The organism is Ruegeria sp. YTSC002, assembly GCF_059609845.1.
Window position 1 is genome coordinate 26,362 of record NZ_JBXWML010000014.1, and the last position, 18,751, is coordinate 45,112.

The following is an 18,751-nucleotide window of genomic DNA, read 5'->3' on the forward strand; positions in this document are numbered from 1 at the left end:
GCGGCTCCGAGCTGAAAGGGATCATGATGAGCAAAACAGTCCGATTGACCGCGGCGCAGGCTCTGGTGCGCTATCTCGGGGCGCAGATGAACGAGGCCGGAGAGCCGTTCATCGCAGGTGTGTGGGCGATCTTCGGCCATGGCAACGTGGCAGGTCTGGGCGAGGCGCTGCATGGCGTGAAAGACAGTCTTCCCACCTATCGCGGTCACAACGAACAGACCATGGCACACAGCGCGATTGCTTATGCCAAGCAATTGGGTCGGCGGCGCGCCATGGCGGTGACATCGTCAATCGGACCGGGGGCGACCAATATGGTCACGGCCGCTGCTCTGGCCCATGTAAACCGTCTGCCTGTTTTGTTGCTGCCTGGCGATGTATTTGCGACGCGTGGCCCCGATCCGGTATTGCAGCAACCCGAAGTGTTCTCGGATGGAACGATCAGTGCGAATGATTGTTTCAGACCGGTCAGCCGGTATTTCGACCGCATCACTCGCCCGGAACATCTGCTGACGGCTCTGCCGCGTGCCTTCCGCACGATGACGGACCCGGCGGATTGCGGCCCGGCGACACTGGCCTTTTGTCAGGACGTGCAGGCCGAGGCCTATGACTATCCCGAAAGCTTCTTTGAACCACGCGTCTGGTATCAGCGCCGCATTCGCCCGGATGAGGGTGAACTGGCCCGTGCCGTTGCCGCGATCAAGGCCGCCAAGCGTCCCGTTATCGTTGCAGGCGGGGGTGTGCATTATTCGGACGCAACCGCCGCGTTGCAGCGCTTTGCCGAAGCACACAATGTCCCGGTGGCCGAGACACAGGCGGGCAAGTCCGCATTGCCCTGGGATCATCCGCTCAACCTTGGTCCCGTTGGTGTGACCGGGGGCGAACCCGCCAATGACATCTGCGCAAAGGCGGATCTTGTGCTGGGCGTCGGCACCCGGTTTCAGGATTTCACTACCGGGTCATGGGGTTTGTTCGCGAACCCCGAGCGAGAGTTGATCAGCCTGAACACCGCCGCCTACGACGCCGAAAAGCACGGAGCGATGCCGTTGCAGGCCGACGCTCGGGTTGGTCTAAAAGAACTCGGCGAAGCGCTGGGCGACCATCGCGCGCCGGGTCTGCCTGCGACATTGAAATCTGATTGGTTCGGCAAAGTTGATGCGCTGACGGATGCCCCCACCGACAGCAATGCACTGCCCACGGATATGCAGGTGATCGGTGCCGTGCAGCGGGCCGCCAAGGAAAACACTGTTGCGATGTGCGCCGCCGGCACGATGCCGGGTGAGCTGCACAAGCTGTGGAAGGCGCCGCGCCCCGGTGCCTATCACATGGAATATGGTTTCAGTTGCATGGGGTATGAGATCGCCGGTGCCATGGGCATCAAAATGGCCCAGCCCGACCGCGACGTGATCTGCTTTACCGGTGACGGCACCTATATGATGGCCAACTCGGAAATGGCGACGGCGGCGATGATGGGGATCTCGTTCACCGTTGTCGTCACGGACAACCGCGGGTTTGGGTGCATCAACCGTTTGCAAATGGGGACAGGCGGGGCCGAGTTCAACAACCTTCTTGACCATACCGTGCACGAGACAGCATCCGCCATCGATTTTGCAGCCCATGCGGCAGCGATGGGGGCGACTTCGGTCAAGGTCAGTTCAATTGCCGAGCTTGAAGACGCGCTGGCCAAACGCGGTGAGGTCAACGGCCCCTATGTCGTGGTGATCGACACCGATCCCTACCCATCGACCGAGTATGGCGGAACGTGGTGGGAAGTGGCGGTGCCCGAGGTCAGCACCCGCCCGGAAGTGAATGAAAAACGCGCGGCCTATGAAGCCGCCATCAAGGAAAGAAACACGAAATGAGCGTGAAGATCGGTATCTCTCCGATTGCCTGGCAGAATGACGACCTGCCGGACCTGACCGCAGCCTACACGATGGAGCAGGCGCTGAAAGAAGCGCGCGAGATCGGTTACACAGGTGTTGAACGTGGCCAGAGGATGCCCGGCGACACCGAAGGACTGCGCGCGTATCTCGAAGGCAATGACATTGCGTTGTGTGGCGGTTGGTGTTCCGGCGCCTCGTTAGTCAACGATTTTTCGACTGAACGCGAAACGGTTCGTGAACAGGTCGAACAGTTCGTAGCGCTGAACAGCCCGTGCATCGTCTATGCCGAGTGTTCAAATACCGTGCAGGGTCAGATCGGGACACCGGTGAACAACCGTCCCAAGCTGTCCAAAGACGAGGTTCTGACCTACGCCGCCAAGATCACCGAACTTGCTAAGTGGATGGCAGATCAGGGCATGCCCATGGCCTATCACCACCACATGGGCACGATTATCGAAAGCGAAGATGAGGTGAACTGGCTGATGGAGGGTTCAGGCCCCGAATTGAAGCTGTGCTTCGATACGGGCCATCTGCTGTTTGGAGGCGGCGATGTGATGGCCACGCTGAACCGTTGGGGCGACCGGGTTCATCACGTGCATTTCAAGGATATCCGTCCTGAAATCGTACAGGACACGCGTGAGAACAATCGCAGTTTTCTGGATGCGGTGATCGCGGGCGCGTTCACAGTGCCGGGTGATGGTTGCATCGGCTTTCAGGCCGTGGCCAATGCATTGAAAGCAATGGATTACAACGGCTGGATCGTGGTCGAGGCAGAGCAGGACCCCGCCAAGGCGCCGCCATGTGAGTACTCCAAGAAGGGCTATGACCACATTGTCGAGGTTTGTGGCAAGGCAGGATTGGAGATCAAAGCGTAACAACCCGCCCTTCGAGGCAACACTGAAGCCATGAAAGAGGAGAAAAATCATGGTAAATCAAGAACTCGGTTTCGTCGGCTATTTCGACCGGGAATCCTGTGATCTGGATGAATTCAAGGTGTTGACCTCTCAGTCTCTTTCCGCCGAGACGGTGCCTTTTGCCGCCTCGGTCGAAAAGAACGTGCCCGTCTATGATATGCACGCACTGCGTTCCGGTTTGGAACAGCCTGATATGCGTAGGGCCTTGCTGGCGGAATGGGGCCGGGTGCTGGGCAGATCCGCCGGTGTGATCGCCTTGAAAGGGGCGTACCCGGATACGTCGATCATTGATCGGGCGACGGATGTGTTTCGTGAAATCATCGAAGAAGAACGCCAGGGTGGCGCCGGTGAGGGCGATCACTTTGCCGCCTCGGGCGCGAATGACCGGATCTGGAACGCATTGCAGAAACAGTGCCTGCGCGACCCCGAGGGCTTTGCTCTTTATTTCGGGAACACGGCGATTGCGGCGGCCTGTGAAGCATGGCTTGGGCCGAACTATCAGGTGACAGCTCAGGTCAATCAGGTGCGCCCCGGTGGCAAGGCGCAACAGGCGCATCGGGATTATCACCTTGGGTTTCAAAGCGCCGAAAGCGCGGCCCGGTATCCGGCACAGGCGCATCTGGTGACGGCCTCGCTGACCCTGCAAGGGGCGGTTGCCCATTGTGACATGCCGGTGGAAAGCGGGCCGACCAAGTTGTTGCCGTTCTCGCAGCTCTACCCGCCGGGCTATCTGGCGTTCCACGATGAGGCACACCGGGCGCATTTCGAAGACAGCTGTATCCAGTTGCCATTGGAAAAGGGTGACGCGGTGTTCTTCAATCCGGCGCTGTTCCATGCGGCGGGCGCGAACAGCAGCACCGACATCAATCGCATGGCAAACCTGCTGCAAATCTCATCTGCCTTCGGGCGCGCGATGGAGGCGGTGGACCGGCGGGCGATGTCTGTGGCGGTGTTCCCGTCTCTGATCGCCTTGAAACAGCGCGGGGCGCTGGACGCAGCGCAGTTGGAGGCCGCAATTGCGGCCACGGCTGAGGGCTATCCCTTCCCGACCAATCTGGACACGGACCCCCCGGTCGGGGGCAATGCGCCGGAAAGCCAGGCGGATATTCTGCGTCGCGCGGTTGCGGAAGGGTGGACCCAGGCGCAGCTGGCCAAGTCCCTATCGGCCCGGAACCAAAGGCAAGCTGCCTGAATTCAATACAGGCGGGCGCTCGGGGCCCGCCCAAGAAGGAGAACAAGAATGGCAGACCTGCTGAAGAAACCGATTGGAACCCACGGCAAGGTACATGACATCACTCCGGCCAGCGCGGGATGGAAATACGTGGGCTTTGGGCTTTATCATCTAAAGGCAGGGGATCGCGCAAACGAAGTGACCGCGGATCGTGAGGTCATTCTGGTGATGGTCGAAGGCAAGGCGCGGATCACCGGGGCCGGCCAGGATTGGGGGGTTCTGGGTGACCGGATGAACGTCTTTGAAAAGACGCCGCCACATTGCCTGTATTTGCCCAACGAAACGGAATGGGATGCAGTGGCCGAGACCGATTGTGTCATCGCAGTGTGTTCAGCGCCCGGCAAAGGCGGTCATCAGGCGCGCCGCATCGGCCCGGATGGCATTACGCTGACTGAACGCGGCAAGGGCGTAAACACGCGCTATATCAACAACATCGCGATGGAGAATGAGGACTACGCCGACAGCCTGCTGGTGACCGAAGTGTTCACGCCGAATGGCCATTGGTCGTCTTATCCCAGTCACCGCCACGACGAGGATGACTATCCCCGCATCACATATCTGGAAGAGATCTACTACCACCGCCTGAACCCGTCGAACGGATTTGGGGTCCAGCGGGTTTACACCGATGACGGCCAGTTGGATGAGACGATGGCGGTATCCGATGGCGACGTTGTGACCGTCCCGCGTGGCCATCACCCTTGCGGTGCGCCCTACGGGTTCGAGATGTATTACCTGAACGTCATGGCCGGACCGCTGCGGAAATGGCGATTCGTTCCAGCCCCCGAGGTCGAATGGATCATGGAGCGTGACGGATGAGCCATACTTTTGCCAATTACCCAAGCCTTGCAGGGAAAACGGTTTTCATCACCGGCGGGGCCGGCGGAATTGGCGCGGAAACCGTTCGGGCCTTTGCCGAACAGGGGGCAAAGGTCGGGTTTTTGGACCTCAACGCCGATGCCGGGCTTGCTTTGCTTTCCGAGCTGGACGGAGAGCATGCATTCGCCCAATGCGATCTGCGCGACATTGACGAGATGAACGCCGCAATAGGGCAATTGGTGGAAGAATTGGGCGACGCGGATGTTCTGGTGAACAATGCGGCCCGGGATGACCGGCACGACTGGCGCGAGGTAACGCCTGACTATTGGGATGAGCGCATGGCGACCAATATCCGCCACATGTTCTTTGCCATTCAGTCGGTGGCACCGGGAATGATCGCCAAGGGCGCAGGCTCGATCATCAATATCGGGTCGAATTCGTGGTGGGAGGCCGGTGCGGGCTTTCCCGCCTATGCCACAGCGAAATCGGCGGTGCATGGCCTGACCCGCACCATGGCGCGCGAGCTGGGCGATCACCGGATCCGGGTCAACACGGTCGTGCCCGGCTGGATCATGACCCAGCGCCAGAAAGACCTGTGGGTCACGCCCGAGGCGCTGGCCAAACAGATCGACCGCCAATGCCTGCCCGACCCGATCGACCCGGTCTATGTGGCGCGGATGGTGCTGTTTCTGGCCTCGGATGACGCGGCCATGTGCAGCGCGGGGAATTTCATGGTCGAGGGCGGCTCGATCTGACGGCCTTGGGGTCTTCCCTGTCCGGAATGGACGTGCGCCGATGCGCTGGTGCCGGTTGACGGATCGACACCCGGCAAGGGAAGATGCGGCATGATTGCCTATGTCACGGTCGGCGCGGACGACATCGCGCGCGCAAAACGGTTCTATTGCGCCTTTCTGCCGGATCTCGGCTATGCGTTGGAAGAAGGCCCCGAAGGGCTGAGTTTCGCCCTGCCGGTGCCGCCGGGCCAGCAACCGGTTCTGCCGGAATTTTATGTCAAACCGCCGTTTGACGGGGCTGCGGCCTCGGCCGGGAATGGTGCGATGGTCGCCTTCGAGGCGCGCAATCAGCAGCAGGTGCGCGACCTGCACGCCGCCGCGCTGCGCGCCGGCGGGTCGGACGAGGGCCAGCCGGGCTTTCGCGCCATGTACGGGCCGCGTTTCTATGTCAGCTATCTGCGGGACCCACAGGGCAACAAGATCGCCCTGTTTTCCAGCAATCCCAATGATCCGGGGCGCGACGACTAGAAGCCGCCTACGCGTTTTGCAGAACGGCTCAGGCCGGGACGGTCAGCGCTGCGGCGGCGCACCAAAGGCGCGGATCACGGTGCGGGCGGCAGCCACGACCGGATCGTGGGTTTCCTTCAGGATCGTCACCCGGTCGAACCGGTCGGGGTCGCGGTTCACGGCCGCGCGCAGGGCGGTGCCGAAGGCCATGCGCAGCTCGGTCCCGATGTTGAACTTGCAGATGGAGGTCTCGCGCGCCAGCCGCGCGCGCTGTTCCACGGGCACGCCCGATCCGCCATGGATCACCAGCGGCACGTTGGTCACGGCCTGAATCCGGCGGATGCGGTCCTCGTCCAGCCCGCCTTCCTTGTTTTGCTGAAGGTGGACGTTTCCGACCGAGATCGCCATCGCATCCACGCCGGTCTGGGTGGCGAAGGTCGCTGCCTCGTCCGGGTCGGTCCCGGCCGAGCCTTCGCCCCCGGAATAGCCCACAAAGCCGATCTCGCCCTCGCACGAGATCCCGGCGGCATGGGCCATTTCGGCAATCGCGGCGGTTTCGTCGATATTCTGCTGCAAGGGCTTGCGCGATCCGTCGAACATCAGCGAGGTAAACCCGCTGTCCAGCGCGATCTTGCACTCCTCGAACGTATATCCGTGGTCCAGATGCGCCACGACGGGCACCGAGGCGTTTTCGGTGAGATACCGGAACATCTTGCCCAGAACGGGCAGCGGCGTGTGCTCACGGCAGCTGGGGCCGGCTTGCAGGATCACCGGGGCGTTCTCGGCCTCGGCCGCGGCGACATAGGCGCGCATGTCCTCCCAGCCCAGCGTTACCAGGCCGCCGACGGCATAGCCCTGTTCATAGGCCGGTTGCAGGACGTCTTTGAGCGTAGCGAGGGTCATTTGAATTTGGCGATCATGTCTTTGATGCCCGGGATCGTTTCGATCTGATAGGCATGGGTGGGTTGGAAGTACTGCACCAGCGACCGCTGGGTCAGCCCGCCGAGAATGGTGAAGTAATACATCTCGTATCCCGGCAGCACGCAGCAGGGGTGATACCCCTTGTCGATGCAGATCGTCGAGCCATCGACGATGTGATAGGCATCGCCCGGTTCGTTGTCCTCGCGTTGCAGCATCTGTAGGCCCGAGCCCCAGTTGGGCTTGAAGCGGAAATTGTAGGTTTCGTCATGCCGGGTCTCGTCCGGCAGGCGGTTGGTGTCGTGCTTGTGGCTGGGAAAGCCCGACCAGCCGCCCTGACCCACGGTGAACAGCTCGCTGACCAGCAGGCGGCCGACCTTGTCATGCTGTTTCTGGCCCAGGATATGCTTGATCTTGCGATGGGTCTTGGTGTCGTCGCTGCCATATTGCACCAGGTCATGCTCGCGCACGTCGAACGGGTCCAGCACCTTGTCGTATTTGGCGCCGGCCACGAACACCTCGGCCGTGTCCGAGACGCAGACCATCTGCGCCCTGGCCCCCGACGGAACATAGGCGCCTTCGGGCTCGCCATCCCAGACATCTTCGCCGCGGTTGCCCAGATGGGCAAAGCGCACGCCCTCGACCTCCACGTCGACGCTGCCGGTGGCGGGCACGATGCAGGTCTCGTATCCCGGGACCTGGTATTCAAAGGCTTCGCCCCGCTTCAACTTGACGATGTTGAAATAGTTCAGCGGCACGGTCGGGTCATCGACATCGACGATGGGTTTGTTCTGGTTGTCGTAGGGCGCGATATGCATGGGGTTCTCCTATGTGGCCGGGCCGGGATGAGAAGCGAGGAACGCGTCCAGTTCCGGGGTCGTCGGCATGGCGGGCGCGCAACCGGGATGCGACACCACGATCGACGCGCAGGCCGAACCGCGCATGACTGCGTCTTTCAGATCGTGCCCCGCCGCGATCGAGGCCAGCAGACCGGCCATGAAACTGTCGCCGGCCCCGTTGGGTTTGACAGCCGTAACCGGGTAAATACCGGTTCGCAGCTCTTGCCCGTCCACCAACGTGACAGCGCCTTTTTCACCCATCTTGTAGATGACGATCCGACCGGGTTTTTCAGCAAGTTCCCGGGCCTTGGCAAACCCCTTTTCGATGCCGCCGGCCATGAACCCGAACTCTTCGTCATTGCCGACGATCAGGTCGCTGGCGTCACCGGCCCGCGACAGAACTTCGGCAGCCACCTCGGCCGAGGGCCAACTGTAGGGGCGGTAATCGATATCGAAGATGATCGGCAGGCCTGCGTTCCGGGCGTTCTCGAATGCCCGGAATGTGGCGCTGCGCGACGGTTCGGACGCAAAGACCGTTCCAGCCGAGATGATTGCCGAGAAAGACGAATAATCGACCTTGTCCATGTCCTCTTCGGTGACCTGGAAATCAACGGCCCCGTTGCGATAGATCACATTCTGAAAATCCTCGGTCCGGCTTTCGTACACCGCCAGAGACATGCGGTATTCGCCGCCCAAAACGCGGATATAGGATGTGTCCACGCCGTAATGCCGCAACCGGTTCAGACAGAACCGTCCGATCGCATCATCCGAGACGGACGTGATCAGCGACGCCTCGCTGCCAAGCTTGACCAACCCGGCACAAATATTGGCGGAAGACCCGCCAAGATCGGCATGGAACGTGTCGGCATCCTCGCTTCTGACGCCGATCGGGTCGGCGTACAGGTCCATACCTGCGCGACCCAGAACGGCGAAGCGGTTTCCTTTGATACCATCCATCAAAGCGCTCAAGTTTTGTCCTCCGGCAGAGTGGGGTCGGCAAAGTTTGGACCTTGCGTTGAATCGATTCACACGATACTGATTTTGCAACCGGTTGCAAATGATATGTTCGGAGCCGTTACAGATGCCTGAAATCGGAATTGGAATCGTCGGCGGCGGCTATATGGGCAAGGCCCATTCCGTAGCCATGTCTGCGGTCGGTGCGGTGTTCAACACGGCATTGCGACCCCGGCTCGAGGTCATTTGTGCCTCCAGCCCCGAAAGCGCTGAACGTTACAGGACAGCCTACGGGTACAAACGCGCGACCCACGACTGGCGTGTATTGGTTGAGGACCCACAGGTCGAGGCAATCGTCATCGCCTCGCCTCAATCCACGCATCGTCAGATTGCCGAAGCGGCTTTTGCACTGGGCAAACCGGTTCTGTGTGAAAAGCCATTAGGCGCGTCGCTTGCGGACAGTCAGACTATGGTTGCTGCTGCCGAGGCTTCGGGTGCGGTCAACATGGTGGGGTTCAACTATATTCGCACGCCCGCAAGCCAATTCGCCCGGCAGCTGATCGCCGACGGAGAGATTGGGGATGTCACTTGGTTCCGGGGGGAGCACACCGAAGATTTCTATGCCGACCCACGCGCTCCGGCGACCTGGCGCACGACGGGCATGGCCAATGGCACAATCGGAGATCTGGCACCGCACATGGTCAACGGTGCGTTGGCACTGGTTGGACCCATCGCACAGGTGATGGCGGATGTTGAAACGGTTCACAAAACCCGACCTGGTGGTGAGGTGACAAACGACGACCACGCCCAGATGATGTGCCGGTTCGAAAACGGGGTTATGGGCAACCTGTATTTCAGCCGCGTCGCGACGGGGCGAAAAATGGGCTATGCTTATGAAATATCGGGAACAAAGGGCGCGATCCGCTTCGATCAGGAAGACCAGAACGCGCTGTGGCTGTATAAGCGGGAAGGGCCCGAAGCCACGCGCGGGTTTGCCAAGATCCTGACCGGCCCGGCGCATCCGGATTACGAGCCCTTCTGTCAGGGTCCGGGCCATGGAACGGGCTATCAGGACCAGATCATTATCGAGGCCAAAGACTTTCTTCAGGCCATCCACACCGGAAAAGCCACCTGGCCCACCTTTCGCGACGGGCATGAGGTCAACCGCGTGCTTGCTGCCGCCCTGGCGTCGTCAGAGCAGCGGCAGTGGAAAGACATCCGCGATTTCTGATCGCTCAACCTAAAAGTTCTAATGAGAGACAATGACCATGGCTAAGTTGAGATGGGGCATGATCGGTGGTGGTGAAGGCAGCCAGATTGGCCCCGCGCACCGCTTGGGGGCACAGGCTGACGGGCTGTTTGAATTTGCCGCTGGCGCGCTGGATCACCGGCCCGAAGCGGGCCGGGAATACGCGCAGCGATTGGGCGTTGCGGCCGATCGCGCCTATGGCGACTGGCAAGAGATGCTGGCAGGCGAGAAAGACCGTGAAGACCGGGTTGACCTGGTGACCATCGCCACACCCAACTCGACCCATTTCGAGATTGCCAAGGCGTATCTTGAAGCAGGCTTCAATGTCCTGTGCGAAAAGCCGATGACCATGACCGTGGAAGAGGGTGAGGAAATAGTCCGCGTCGCCGAAGCTTCGGGTAAGATCTGCGCGGTGAACTACTGCTATTCGGCCTATCCCATGGTGCGTCAGGCCCGCGCGATGGTGCGCGCGGGCGAAATCGGACAGGTGCGTCTTGTGGTGACCAATTTCAGCCATGGCCACCACGGGGATGCCACCGATGCGGACAATCCGCGTGTGCGGTGGCGCTATGATCCTGCGATGGCAGGGGTTTCCGGGCAGTTTGCCGATTGCGGTATCCATGCCCTGCATATGGCCAGTTTTATCTGCGATGATGAGGTTAAGACGCTTTCGGCCGATATGGCCTCAACGATCGCAAGCCGGGAACTGGAAGACGATGCAATGATCAACTTCCGTATGGAAGGCGGCACGGTCGGGCGTCTTTGGACATCCTCAGTGGCGATCGGGCGCCAGCATGGTTTTGACATACAGGTCTTTGGCGAAACCGGCGGTTTGCGCTGGGCGTCAGAGCAACCCAACCAGTTGATCTACACCCCGGTCGGTGGGCGCACCCAGATCATCGAAAAGGGCGAGGGCGGCCTGCATGACGACGCCATGCGTCTGTCGCGCGTGGCGATTGCCCATCCCGAGGGGTTCCCGTTGGCCGTAGCCAATATCTATTGCGATCTGGCGGATGCGATCCGCGGTGAAAGCCGGGATGGGCTGCCCAACGCGGCCGATGGCGTGCGATCGATCGCCGCGGTCCACGCGGCTGTTGCGTCGGGCAAAGCAGATGGTGCCTGGCAGGATGCCCGCCCGCCGATGTTCCGCTGATCAGGGGTGGGGCCGCAACGTGCCCCGCTCGACCACCCGGCAGGGGAAAATCCGCGCCTCGGGGTAGCGGTCGGGCGTTTTCAGCATCTCTTCCACCAGATCGACCGACGAGGTGATGATCTGCTTGATCGGCTGATGGATGGTCGTCAGGTTGATATATTCCCAGCGCGACATCTCCATGTCGTTCAGGCCGATGATCCCGATGTCAGAACCCGGTTTCAGCCCGTGATCAGCCAGCGCCGACAGCGCCCCGATCGAAAGGATGTCGTCGCCGCAGAAATAGGCCTGCGCCGGGTCACCGGCCAGCAGGCGCAGCATCTCGGCCCGCCCCGCTTCGAAGGAATAGGCCCCGGCGAAGGAGTGGCTGACCGGAATCTGCTGATGGTTGGCCATTTCTTCGATAAAGCCCCGCTGCCGGTCCAGCGACGAGGTCGCATCGACCGGCCCGCCCATATAGCCCACGCTGGCATAGCCCCGCGCGACCAGCTCGCGCGCGGCCATGCGCCCGCATTCCACATTGTCGATCCCGACCACATGCACCTCGGGTGAGGTCGCCGACCGTCCGAACGTATGCACCACCGGCACACCCGCGTCGTGGAACGCCTTGGCAAAGCTGGGCGGCAGGGTTGACGAGGCGACGATCACCGCATCCACCGAGTACTGCCGCAGCATGCGCACGGAATTGGCGGGCTCGGTCTCGTCGGTCAGGTTCACGATCAGCGGGCGCAGGCCGCGTTCCTGCAAGGCGCGTGTAAACTGGTCGAAGACTTCCAGGAAAATCGGGTTGTGAAAGTTGTTCGAAATCAATCCGATCAGTTTGGTGCGCCCGGTCGTCAGAGACGAAGCCAGAGCATTGGGGCTGTAGCCAAGCTCACGGGCCGCCTTTTCAACCTTGCTGCGCGTTTTTGCGGAAACCGAGGCACCTTCGGTAAAGGTGCGCGACACGGCAGAGCGTGAAACGCCGGCCAAGGCGGCCACGTCTTTCAGAGTTACGCTCACGCTGCGGGACTCCGATTACTGCGAGGCAGGAAAGCAGGTAAGTTTGGCATTGCCCGAGCATTATGCATCATCGACCTGAACTTGCAACCGGTTGCAACCCTGCTTCGACGGTTCAACCCTGCTTGAGTGTCGAAACTTTGAAGGCAAAAAGGTAGGTAATGAGACACTCGAACTCCTGACATCTTCAGTATAGCCGAAGCGCATTTTCCAATCCGCAGATGCACCAAGACGCCGTCTTGCATTGCCACCAAGCGCACAAGTTCCCAGAGATGCCTGGTGTTGTCAGCGATTTGAAGTTGCACAAACTGCGGGACGGTTCAAGGGCATATCCTTTCTTGCCGTTTTCAAGGTCACGTTCGATCAAGCCAAAACAAGCATGCGTTGCCGAAAGGGCCATGGGGCAATTGCTTTTTCAACCCTTGCCATCCCTTGGTGGACAAACATGAGGGAAGCAGTGGAACGCCAATCCGCCCATTCGCAGCGCAGTTTCTATCCAAGGCGGAATTTGGTTGGCGTCACTCCGGTCTGGCTTCGAAAAAACCGAGTGAAGTGGGACTTGTCGGAATAGCCAAGCATGAATCCGATCTCGGCAACTGTCTTTTTGCTTTCTCTGAGGTGCTCCTTGGCGACATCGACCCGCAGCCGCCTCAGTTCTCGGGGAAGTGTTGTCTGATGATTGTGAAGTGCTTTCAGGAACCGCTCGGGCTGGATACCCAGCAATCCGGCCACAACCTCCGGCCCCAGTTCTGACTCGTCCAGTTTTCCACGCAGGACAGAGCGCAAAGCGGCCACCACGGTTACGTCTTCATTGTGCCGGGTCGTGGTTTTCGGCGCTTCGGGATCCTTTGCCGCATGGTGCAAAAACAACCATTCCACGGGAAAACTGATCTGCATTCCGGGGTTGGTTCCAAGGCCGACTTCGATACCCTTGTAGTCGAGAGGCAAGCCAAGGATGTATCTGCTTTCCCATCGCACTCGGGACGGATCCCACGCGTTTCCCACCATGCTTTGCAACAGGCGCACATAGATGGCAGCCCCAAACCCGGTAACCTGAACCGGCGAAACGGTGGGTTCCTGTTGCCGCTCGATCCGATAGATCGCTTTGTCAGCTTCCACGACAAGGCTGTGCCGCACGGCGTTTGACTCTTGTGGCACGAGCCTGACGAACCGGGCAAAAAACTCGAACAGCGTGTTCGAGGATTGCAGCGACCGGGCGAATGGCGGCCATCCTTGCAGGTCAAACGTCTCTCCTACATTCAGACCAATGTATCGATCCCCTGACAATTCGGAGAAGGCATTCAACAGACCATAGACCAGTTCTGAGTGGACATAGACAGATGGGTCGGACAGCAGGTCGGCCTTTAAGCCGACCTGATCCAAGGCCGGTTGCGGATTGATCCTGCGGTCGGTGAGATATTGCAGAAAAGGGGCGGCCAGCGCGAGGCGGATAAAGCCTTCGCTATGCGCTTCAGAAGTGGAACCGAGTGGCACGCCCGTCACCCTTGTTTGAACCAATGGTTTCGTTCAGTGGCCCTTTTTACGGCCACATTCGCACATGTTAGTCCAAAAGTGGCAACCCGCCCAAGAGATTTCGGGCTACACTTGGCAAAACGTGAATGTGAAGGGAGAACCTATGACCAGCATGCGAATGTCCCTTGGCCCGGCGGTAATGGTTGCGGCAGCTTTTGGTTTTTCGGCGGCTGCGCAGGCTCAGGATCAAGAAGATCCTCAAACGCTGTTCACCAATGTACACGTCTTTGATGGCGTGAATGAACAGCGTATCGAGAATGCCAATGTTCTGGTCGAGGGCAACCTGATCAAGACTGTTTCAACCGAAGCGGTCGACGCGCCCAATGCCGTTGTGATTGACGGCGGAGGGCGGACGTTGAGCCCGGGGTTTGTCGAGACCCACGCCCATTTGATGCTGATGGGGCCCACTCTGCCCGCGATGGAAGCCAACGTGACATGGGAAGACTTTGCCATTCATGGCGCACGAATGGCTGAAATGTACCTGATGCAGGGGTTCACCACGGTCAGGGATGCAGGTGGGGCCAATGGCGGGCTGCGCCGGGCAATTGAGGCGGGGCAAATCGACGGCCCGCGTTTCTTTCCGTCAGGTGCGTTCATCGGTACGCGAGGTGGTCACGCTGACTTTGCCAATTTTACTGCACCGCCGGGCTCAGAGACCAACATGAGCCGCCTGAACATGGCGCAGGAAGTCAGCGGCGTGGATGACGTTTACAGGTTTGCTCGCAACAATTTCCGAATGGGTGCGACACAGTTGAAATTCATGCAATCCGGGGGCGTCGTCTCGGCCTTCGACCCCTGGCAATTGCTGGCCGGATCTCCCGAGGAAATCAGGGCCGCCGTGCAAGTGGCAAATGAGTATGGCAGCTATGTCATGGCGCATTCTTATCGCAAGGAAGCAATCCTCGCAGCGCTCGACGCAGGTGTGATGTCGATCGAACATGGATTCTCGTTCGACTGTGACATTGCCCGGGTCATGAACGAAAAAGGGGCCTACATTACCACCAACCTGACGGCCTTCGACCCCGGATTGCTGGACATTCCGGCTGTGGCAAACGTGCCGTCGAGCCTGGCCAAGGCAAAATCCGCCTCGGCCACATTTGCAGGCTATATCGACAATATGAAGGAATGCCCGGTGAAACGGGGATTCCAGACCGATTGTGTTGGTTCGGTCGAGGCTTGCAATATCCAGATTGCCTATGAGAAACACCTGAACAATGAGTTTTTCGGGCCCTATCAGTCGATGGTTACTTTGACGTCGATCGGCGGCGAGATCGTGGCGCTGTCCGGCGATTTCATGAACCCGTATACGGCCGGAAAACTGGGTGTGATCGAGGAAGGGGCCTATGCTGACATCCTGCTGATCGACGGAAACCCGCTTGAAGACTTTTCCGTCGTTGGAACCGGGGATCAATGGTTTGGCGCCGAAACGAGGCCGGAAAGCCCGGAAACGATCCGACTGATTATGAAGGACGGTGTGATATACAAGAACACGCTGGAGTGACCCCAAAAACGGTTGGAGAGATTTCATGGTCCCTTGGTTTCGCGCCGCAGTTTTCGTTGGCTTGGTCCTGAGCGGTCATTCCGCAATGGCAGCGCCCCATGCGACGCTTGACTGGTCTGACCTTCCGGACCCGTCCGTGCAGGTGTTCGATGACCCCTATCGTGATCTCAGCCCTGAACAGTTTGACGATGTCCTTTTCGTCGTGCGCTTGCGCGGCAGGTTGCAGCAGGATGTCGGCAGCGTCGAGGAAAGACAGAAATGGCAAGAGCTTCTGACCGAGACCGAAGACGCCTTGGCCGAGGGTGGCGTTGATGTCGATTGGCTGCTCGATCAGCGCGAGGATGTGAAAGAGCGGCGAAAAAAGGCAGGAACAAGGGGGAATCCGCGATTCGATGGCCAGACGGTTACATTGACGGGCTTTGCCATTCCCGCGCCGAACGATCCGGACGGGCGAGCAGTGACGTATTTGGTACCAGAACGCGGGATGTGCAGCCACATGCCTCCGCCTCCGCCCAATCAGATGATCCGGGTGCGGTTGAACGGCGACTGGGCCCCCAGTTACTTCCATGAACCTGTTCAGCTCACTGGTACGCTGACGATTGAACCCTCGGTTCAGAACATAATGGTCGTGGATGGGCCTGTGCCGATGAATGCGACCTTCAAATTGGAGACGGACAGCGTCGAAACGCTGGAAACAAAGGCCGACGGTCTGGAATGGAGACAGCGTGCAGCCGATCGCGTCCGAGCTGCCGGCAATCGCAAAACCGGCGGCGCAAAGGCGTCGGAATGATAGGGCGCCTCGTTGCCGCATTGAGTGTTGCCTGCGCGGGTATGGCGTCTGCCCAGGGGTTGTCCGGGCCTTCTTCGGTCGAGGCCGAGCTGAAACCTGGCGATGGTCTGACCGATCCGCAATACCGTTCCGAATTTCCGCGCAATATCGCGCCGGGTTGGTTTCGGTGGAAAGACCGGCTGGCCGAGGGCGGGTTTCGTTTCAACGTGGATTACCTGGCGTTGGGCCAATCCACGAACGCTGATTTGGGAACTGGCGAAGCCGCAGGTGGAATCGCTCGCGTCTACGGCAGTTGGCAGGCAACCGAGCGGGGTTCTCTGACATTCAAAATCGAAGATCGGCACGGATACACCGATGTTGCCCCGCAATTCCTCGGGCTGGACGGAGGCGCATTGTCGATCACCGGGACTGCCTTCAACGACAGCGGTTTGCTGCTGACCAACCTGTTCTGGACCCAAAGGGCCGAGAACGGCGCGTGGACGCTGCAAGTCGGCCAGATTGATGTGACGGACTTTGTGGATATCTATGGGTTGGTCAGCCCCTACAGCGGGTTCCAAAACCTGTCGTTCAACACCAACCCGACAATCAACACGCCCAACCAGGGAATTGGCATTGCCGGTGGGATAAAGCTGAACGAAAACTTCTATGCCGTTGCCAGCGTTGCAGACGCAAACGCCGATCCGTCTGATCCAAGTCTTGACGTGTTCAGCGATGGCAATCTCTTCAAATCGTTTGAAATTGGCTACACGTCGGGCTTTGATCGCATCTATTTCGACAATATCCACCTGACCCTCTGGCATGCGGATGCGGCCGACGATGGCAGCCGTGCAGAAGATTACGGGGGTGTGTTTTCCGCGGCATGGTTTGTCGACAACAAATGGATGCCGTTCTTTCGGGCAGGGGCGTCGAAAGGCACGGCAGCGCTGTATGATCGTTCGGTTTCTGCCGGGCTGGGCTATTACGGTCGAAACACAGATCTGGCCGGCTTGGGTTTGAACTGGGCCGAGGCAAGAAACATCGACGGCGGTCAGTTCACGCTGGAAGCATTCTATCGCTTTTCGATCTCACCCGGGCTGCAAATCACGCCGTCGCTACAGTTCATCTCCAATCCGCTGCTGAACCCCAATCAGGATAGCATCACGCTGTTCAGCCTGCGAACCCGGATCGTTTTTTGATGCGGCTCGAAAGCTGCAACTCACACGAAGCCAATTTGGGAGGCTCAGTCATGAAAACTTTGTTGGCCGCAAGCGCCATTGCAATCGTATTCGGTGCCGCACTGCACGCGAGCGAGGAAAGCAAGACATGGGATGCGTCAGATAAGGCGAAGCAATTTGTGAAGGACACAATCGTGCTTGGCATGTTGGCCAGTCCCTACGGCACCGGGTGGACTGAAGACGAACAGCTGCACATTTACTTCGCGCGCGCTCGGGACAACGGCATAACAGGTCACGAGATGACGCTGGCCGCAGCGGATATGTCTTTTGAGACCTTTCTTGATCAGCACTACCACTTCCGGTCGGCGATGGCGCAGCAGCCGGAAAACTACCTGATCGTGAACGAAACCCGTGATATCGAGGCCGCCCATATTCAAGGCAAGACGGCCGTCATCTGGAACAGCCAAACTGCCACAATCCTGAACGGCGACCTCAAGAAGATGGCCTTGCTAAAGGATATGGGGATCAAGAGTATGATCCTGGCCTACAACGATATCTTCCGCACCGGGTCGGGACAGTTGGCAGCCTATAACGGGCGCGACATCGGTCTGACACCTTGGGGGAAGTCGGTCATCGATGAAATGGTGCGGTTCGGTATCCTGCTTGACCTGAGCCACACCGGATCCAAAACCGCCAACGACGCCATGGACTACATGGACGAGAACTATCCGGGCGTGCCCTATGTCTTCACCCACTCAGTCCCCGCCGGCCTTTACGCGAACGAACCCGGTGCGACGCCACGCGGGTGTTATCGGGCCATTCCCGACGACGAGGCCCTGCGTGCGGCCAAATCGGGGGGTTACATTTCTCCCACATTCACCGAATGGATGATGGACGGCGTTTGGCCTGAAGATATCTCACCCAAACAGGCCGCTGACATGATTGATTATTATGTCCAGCTTGTCGGAGTGGACCACGTCGGGATCGCAACGGATGATATGTTCTCGACCGAGCTTGTCGTGCAGTTCGCCACTGAAAACGCAAGCATGTATGATGATGGCGGTTATATGATCGACGCCTTCAAAAAGGGGGCCACCGGTAACGGTGAACTGGCCAGGATACTTGCGGCAATCACCGATGATCTTTGGGCGCGCGGCTATTCCGATGAAGACCTCGAAAAGATCTATGGCGGCAACAAGATGCGGGTTTACGCGCAAGTGTGGGAAGGCAAGCCCCCCGAACGATTTCTGAAAGAATACCCCCAGCGCCTGCGTCTCAGACAGGAACTGAGAGAAGGGTTCTATTCGCGATAGATGTCCAGGATCGGCCTCAATGATGATTGGCCCCGGATACGGAACAGCGCAGCAATTTTTTGGGGAAAGGATGGTGGGTGATGAGAGACTCGAACTCCCGACAAAGTATTATAAAGCAATGGGTTATATGTCGTATTGTAACTGTGTAACCGACTTTAGAATGGCCCAAACTACCAAACGTAAGCCTAGGCTTTCAACAGTCCCTCATTGTGGGTCAGAGCACGACATCTTATTCCGAGCCCAACCCTCTGGGCGTAAGTGTTTCCCGC

17 protein-coding genes are annotated in these 18,751 nt (G+C 59.3%); 12 read left to right on the forward strand and 5 right to left on the reverse strand.

The window, feature by feature from the left end; all coding sequences use genetic code 11:
- Positions 1–26: 26 nt before the first annotated feature.
- The 6 genes from iolD to AC2FFD_RS19690 all read left to right on the forward strand — a co-directional run bounded on the left by iolD (position 27) and on the right by AC2FFD_RS19690 (position 6,103).
- Positions 27–1,859, forward strand: coding sequence for a 3D-(3,5/4)-trihydroxycyclohexane-1,2-dione acylhydrolase (decyclizing) (gene iolD, locus AC2FFD_RS19665; protein WP_496873908.1), 1,833 nt, complete (start codon positions 27–29; stop codon positions 1,857–1,859).
- Positions 1,856–2,755: a myo-inosose-2 dehydratase gene (gene iolE / locus AC2FFD_RS19670; RefSeq protein WP_496873909.1), complete on the forward strand. Its 900-nt coding sequence runs from the start codon at positions 1,856–1,858 to the stop codon at positions 2,753–2,755. The genes iolD and iolE overlap by 4 nt, the downstream gene beginning before the upstream one ends.
- Before the next feature lie 49 nt (positions 2,756–2,804).
- A complete protein-coding gene (locus AC2FFD_RS19675; RefSeq protein ID WP_496873910.1) occupies positions 2,805–3,986 on the forward strand; it encodes a phytanoyl-CoA dioxygenase family protein in 1,182 nt (393 codons plus the stop codon).
- Between the two features lie 48 nt (positions 3,987–4,034).
- The gene (gene iolB, locus AC2FFD_RS19680) at positions 4,035–4,841 is read left to right on the forward strand and encodes a 5-deoxy-glucuronate isomerase (protein ID WP_496873911.1); all 807 of its coding nucleotides are present in this window, start codon (positions 4,035–4,037) and stop codon (positions 4,839–4,841) included.
- Positions 4,838–5,596, forward strand: coding sequence for an SDR family NAD(P)-dependent oxidoreductase (locus AC2FFD_RS19685; RefSeq protein ID WP_257600030.1), 759 nt, complete (start codon positions 4,838–4,840; stop codon positions 5,594–5,596). The genes iolB and AC2FFD_RS19685 overlap by 4 nt, the downstream gene beginning before the upstream one ends.
- A 90-nt stretch (positions 5,597–5,686) precedes the next feature.
- On the forward strand, positions 5,687–6,103 hold the full coding sequence (locus tag AC2FFD_RS19690) for a VOC family protein (protein ID WP_496873912.1): 417 nt from the start codon (positions 5,687–5,689) through the stop codon (positions 6,101–6,103).
- Between the two features lie 42 nt (positions 6,104–6,145).
- Here the strand turns inward: AC2FFD_RS19690 and AC2FFD_RS19695 are convergent, their stop codons facing one another.
- Genes AC2FFD_RS19695 through iolC form a run of 3 tightly spaced genes read right to left on the reverse strand, consistent with a single transcriptional unit; the run spans position 6,146 to position 8,796 of the window.
- Positions 6,146–6,985 (reverse strand): class II fructose-bisphosphate aldolase, encoded by an 840-nt coding sequence (locus AC2FFD_RS19695; protein ID WP_496873913.1) that lies wholly within the window; start codon positions 6,983–6,985, stop codon positions 6,146–6,148.
- The gene (locus AC2FFD_RS19700) at positions 6,982–7,818 is read right to left on the reverse strand and encodes a 5-deoxy-glucuronate isomerase (protein ID WP_170347339.1); all 837 of its coding nucleotides are present in this window, start codon (positions 7,816–7,818) and stop codon (positions 6,982–6,984) included. The genes AC2FFD_RS19695 and AC2FFD_RS19700 overlap by 4 nt, the downstream gene beginning before the upstream one ends.
- A gap of 9 nt (positions 7,819–7,827) precedes the next feature.
- Positions 7,828–8,796, reverse strand: coding sequence for a 5-dehydro-2-deoxygluconokinase (gene iolC / locus AC2FFD_RS19705; protein WP_496873942.1), 969 nt, complete (start codon positions 8,794–8,796; stop codon positions 7,828–7,830).
- Between the two features lie 124 nt (positions 8,797–8,920).
- On the opposite strand from iolC, the gene AC2FFD_RS19710 reads away from it, so the two are divergent.
- Entirely contained in the window at positions 8,921–10,024 is a 1,104-nt protein-coding gene (locus AC2FFD_RS19710; protein WP_496873914.1) for a Gfo/Idh/MocA family protein, read from the forward strand.
- Between the two features lie 37 nt (positions 10,025–10,061).
- Complete coding sequence (locus tag AC2FFD_RS19715) at positions 10,062–11,195, forward strand: Gfo/Idh/MocA family protein (RefSeq protein ID WP_170347342.1); 1,134 nt, start codon at positions 10,062–10,064, stop codon at positions 11,193–11,195.
- Here AC2FFD_RS19715 and AC2FFD_RS19720 read toward each other — a convergent pair whose 3' ends face one another.
- Together AC2FFD_RS19720 and AC2FFD_RS19725 are read right to left on the reverse strand one after the other, a co-directional pair.
- Entirely contained in the window at positions 11,196–12,194 is a 999-nt protein-coding gene (locus AC2FFD_RS19720) for a LacI family DNA-binding transcriptional regulator (protein WP_480686109.1), read from the reverse strand. It abuts the gene before it with no gap.
- A gap of 489 nt (positions 12,195–12,683) precedes the next feature.
- Positions 12,684–13,685: a helix-turn-helix transcriptional regulator gene (locus AC2FFD_RS19725; RefSeq protein WP_496873915.1), complete on the reverse strand. Its 1,002-nt coding sequence runs from the start codon at positions 13,683–13,685 to the stop codon at positions 12,684–12,686.
- A 142-nt stretch (positions 13,686–13,827) separates the two neighbouring features.
- Here AC2FFD_RS19725 and AC2FFD_RS19730 point away from each other — a divergent pair, with 142 nt between their 5' ends.
- The 4 genes from AC2FFD_RS19730 to AC2FFD_RS19745 are packed head-to-tail and all read left to right on the forward strand — an operon-like array spanning position 13,828 to position 18,482.
- Positions 13,828–15,225, forward strand: a complete 1,398-nt coding sequence (locus AC2FFD_RS19730) for an amidohydrolase family protein (protein ID WP_425080049.1) — start codon at positions 13,828–13,830, stop codon at positions 15,223–15,225.
- A gap of 25 nt (positions 15,226–15,250) precedes the next feature.
- On the forward strand, positions 15,251–16,015 hold the full coding sequence (locus AC2FFD_RS19735; protein ID WP_496873916.1) for a DUF3299 domain-containing protein: 765 nt from the start codon (positions 15,251–15,253) through the stop codon (positions 16,013–16,015).
- Positions 16,012–17,190 (forward strand): carbohydrate porin, encoded by a 1,179-nt coding sequence (locus AC2FFD_RS19740; RefSeq protein ID WP_496873917.1) that lies wholly within the window; start codon positions 16,012–16,014, stop codon positions 17,188–17,190. The genes AC2FFD_RS19735 and AC2FFD_RS19740 overlap by 4 nt, the downstream gene beginning before the upstream one ends.
- A gap of 50 nt (positions 17,191–17,240) precedes the next feature.
- A complete protein-coding gene (locus AC2FFD_RS19745; RefSeq protein WP_496873918.1) occupies positions 17,241–18,482 on the forward strand; it encodes a dipeptidase in 1,242 nt (413 codons plus the stop codon).
- Positions 18,483–18,751: the final 269 nt, after the last annotated feature.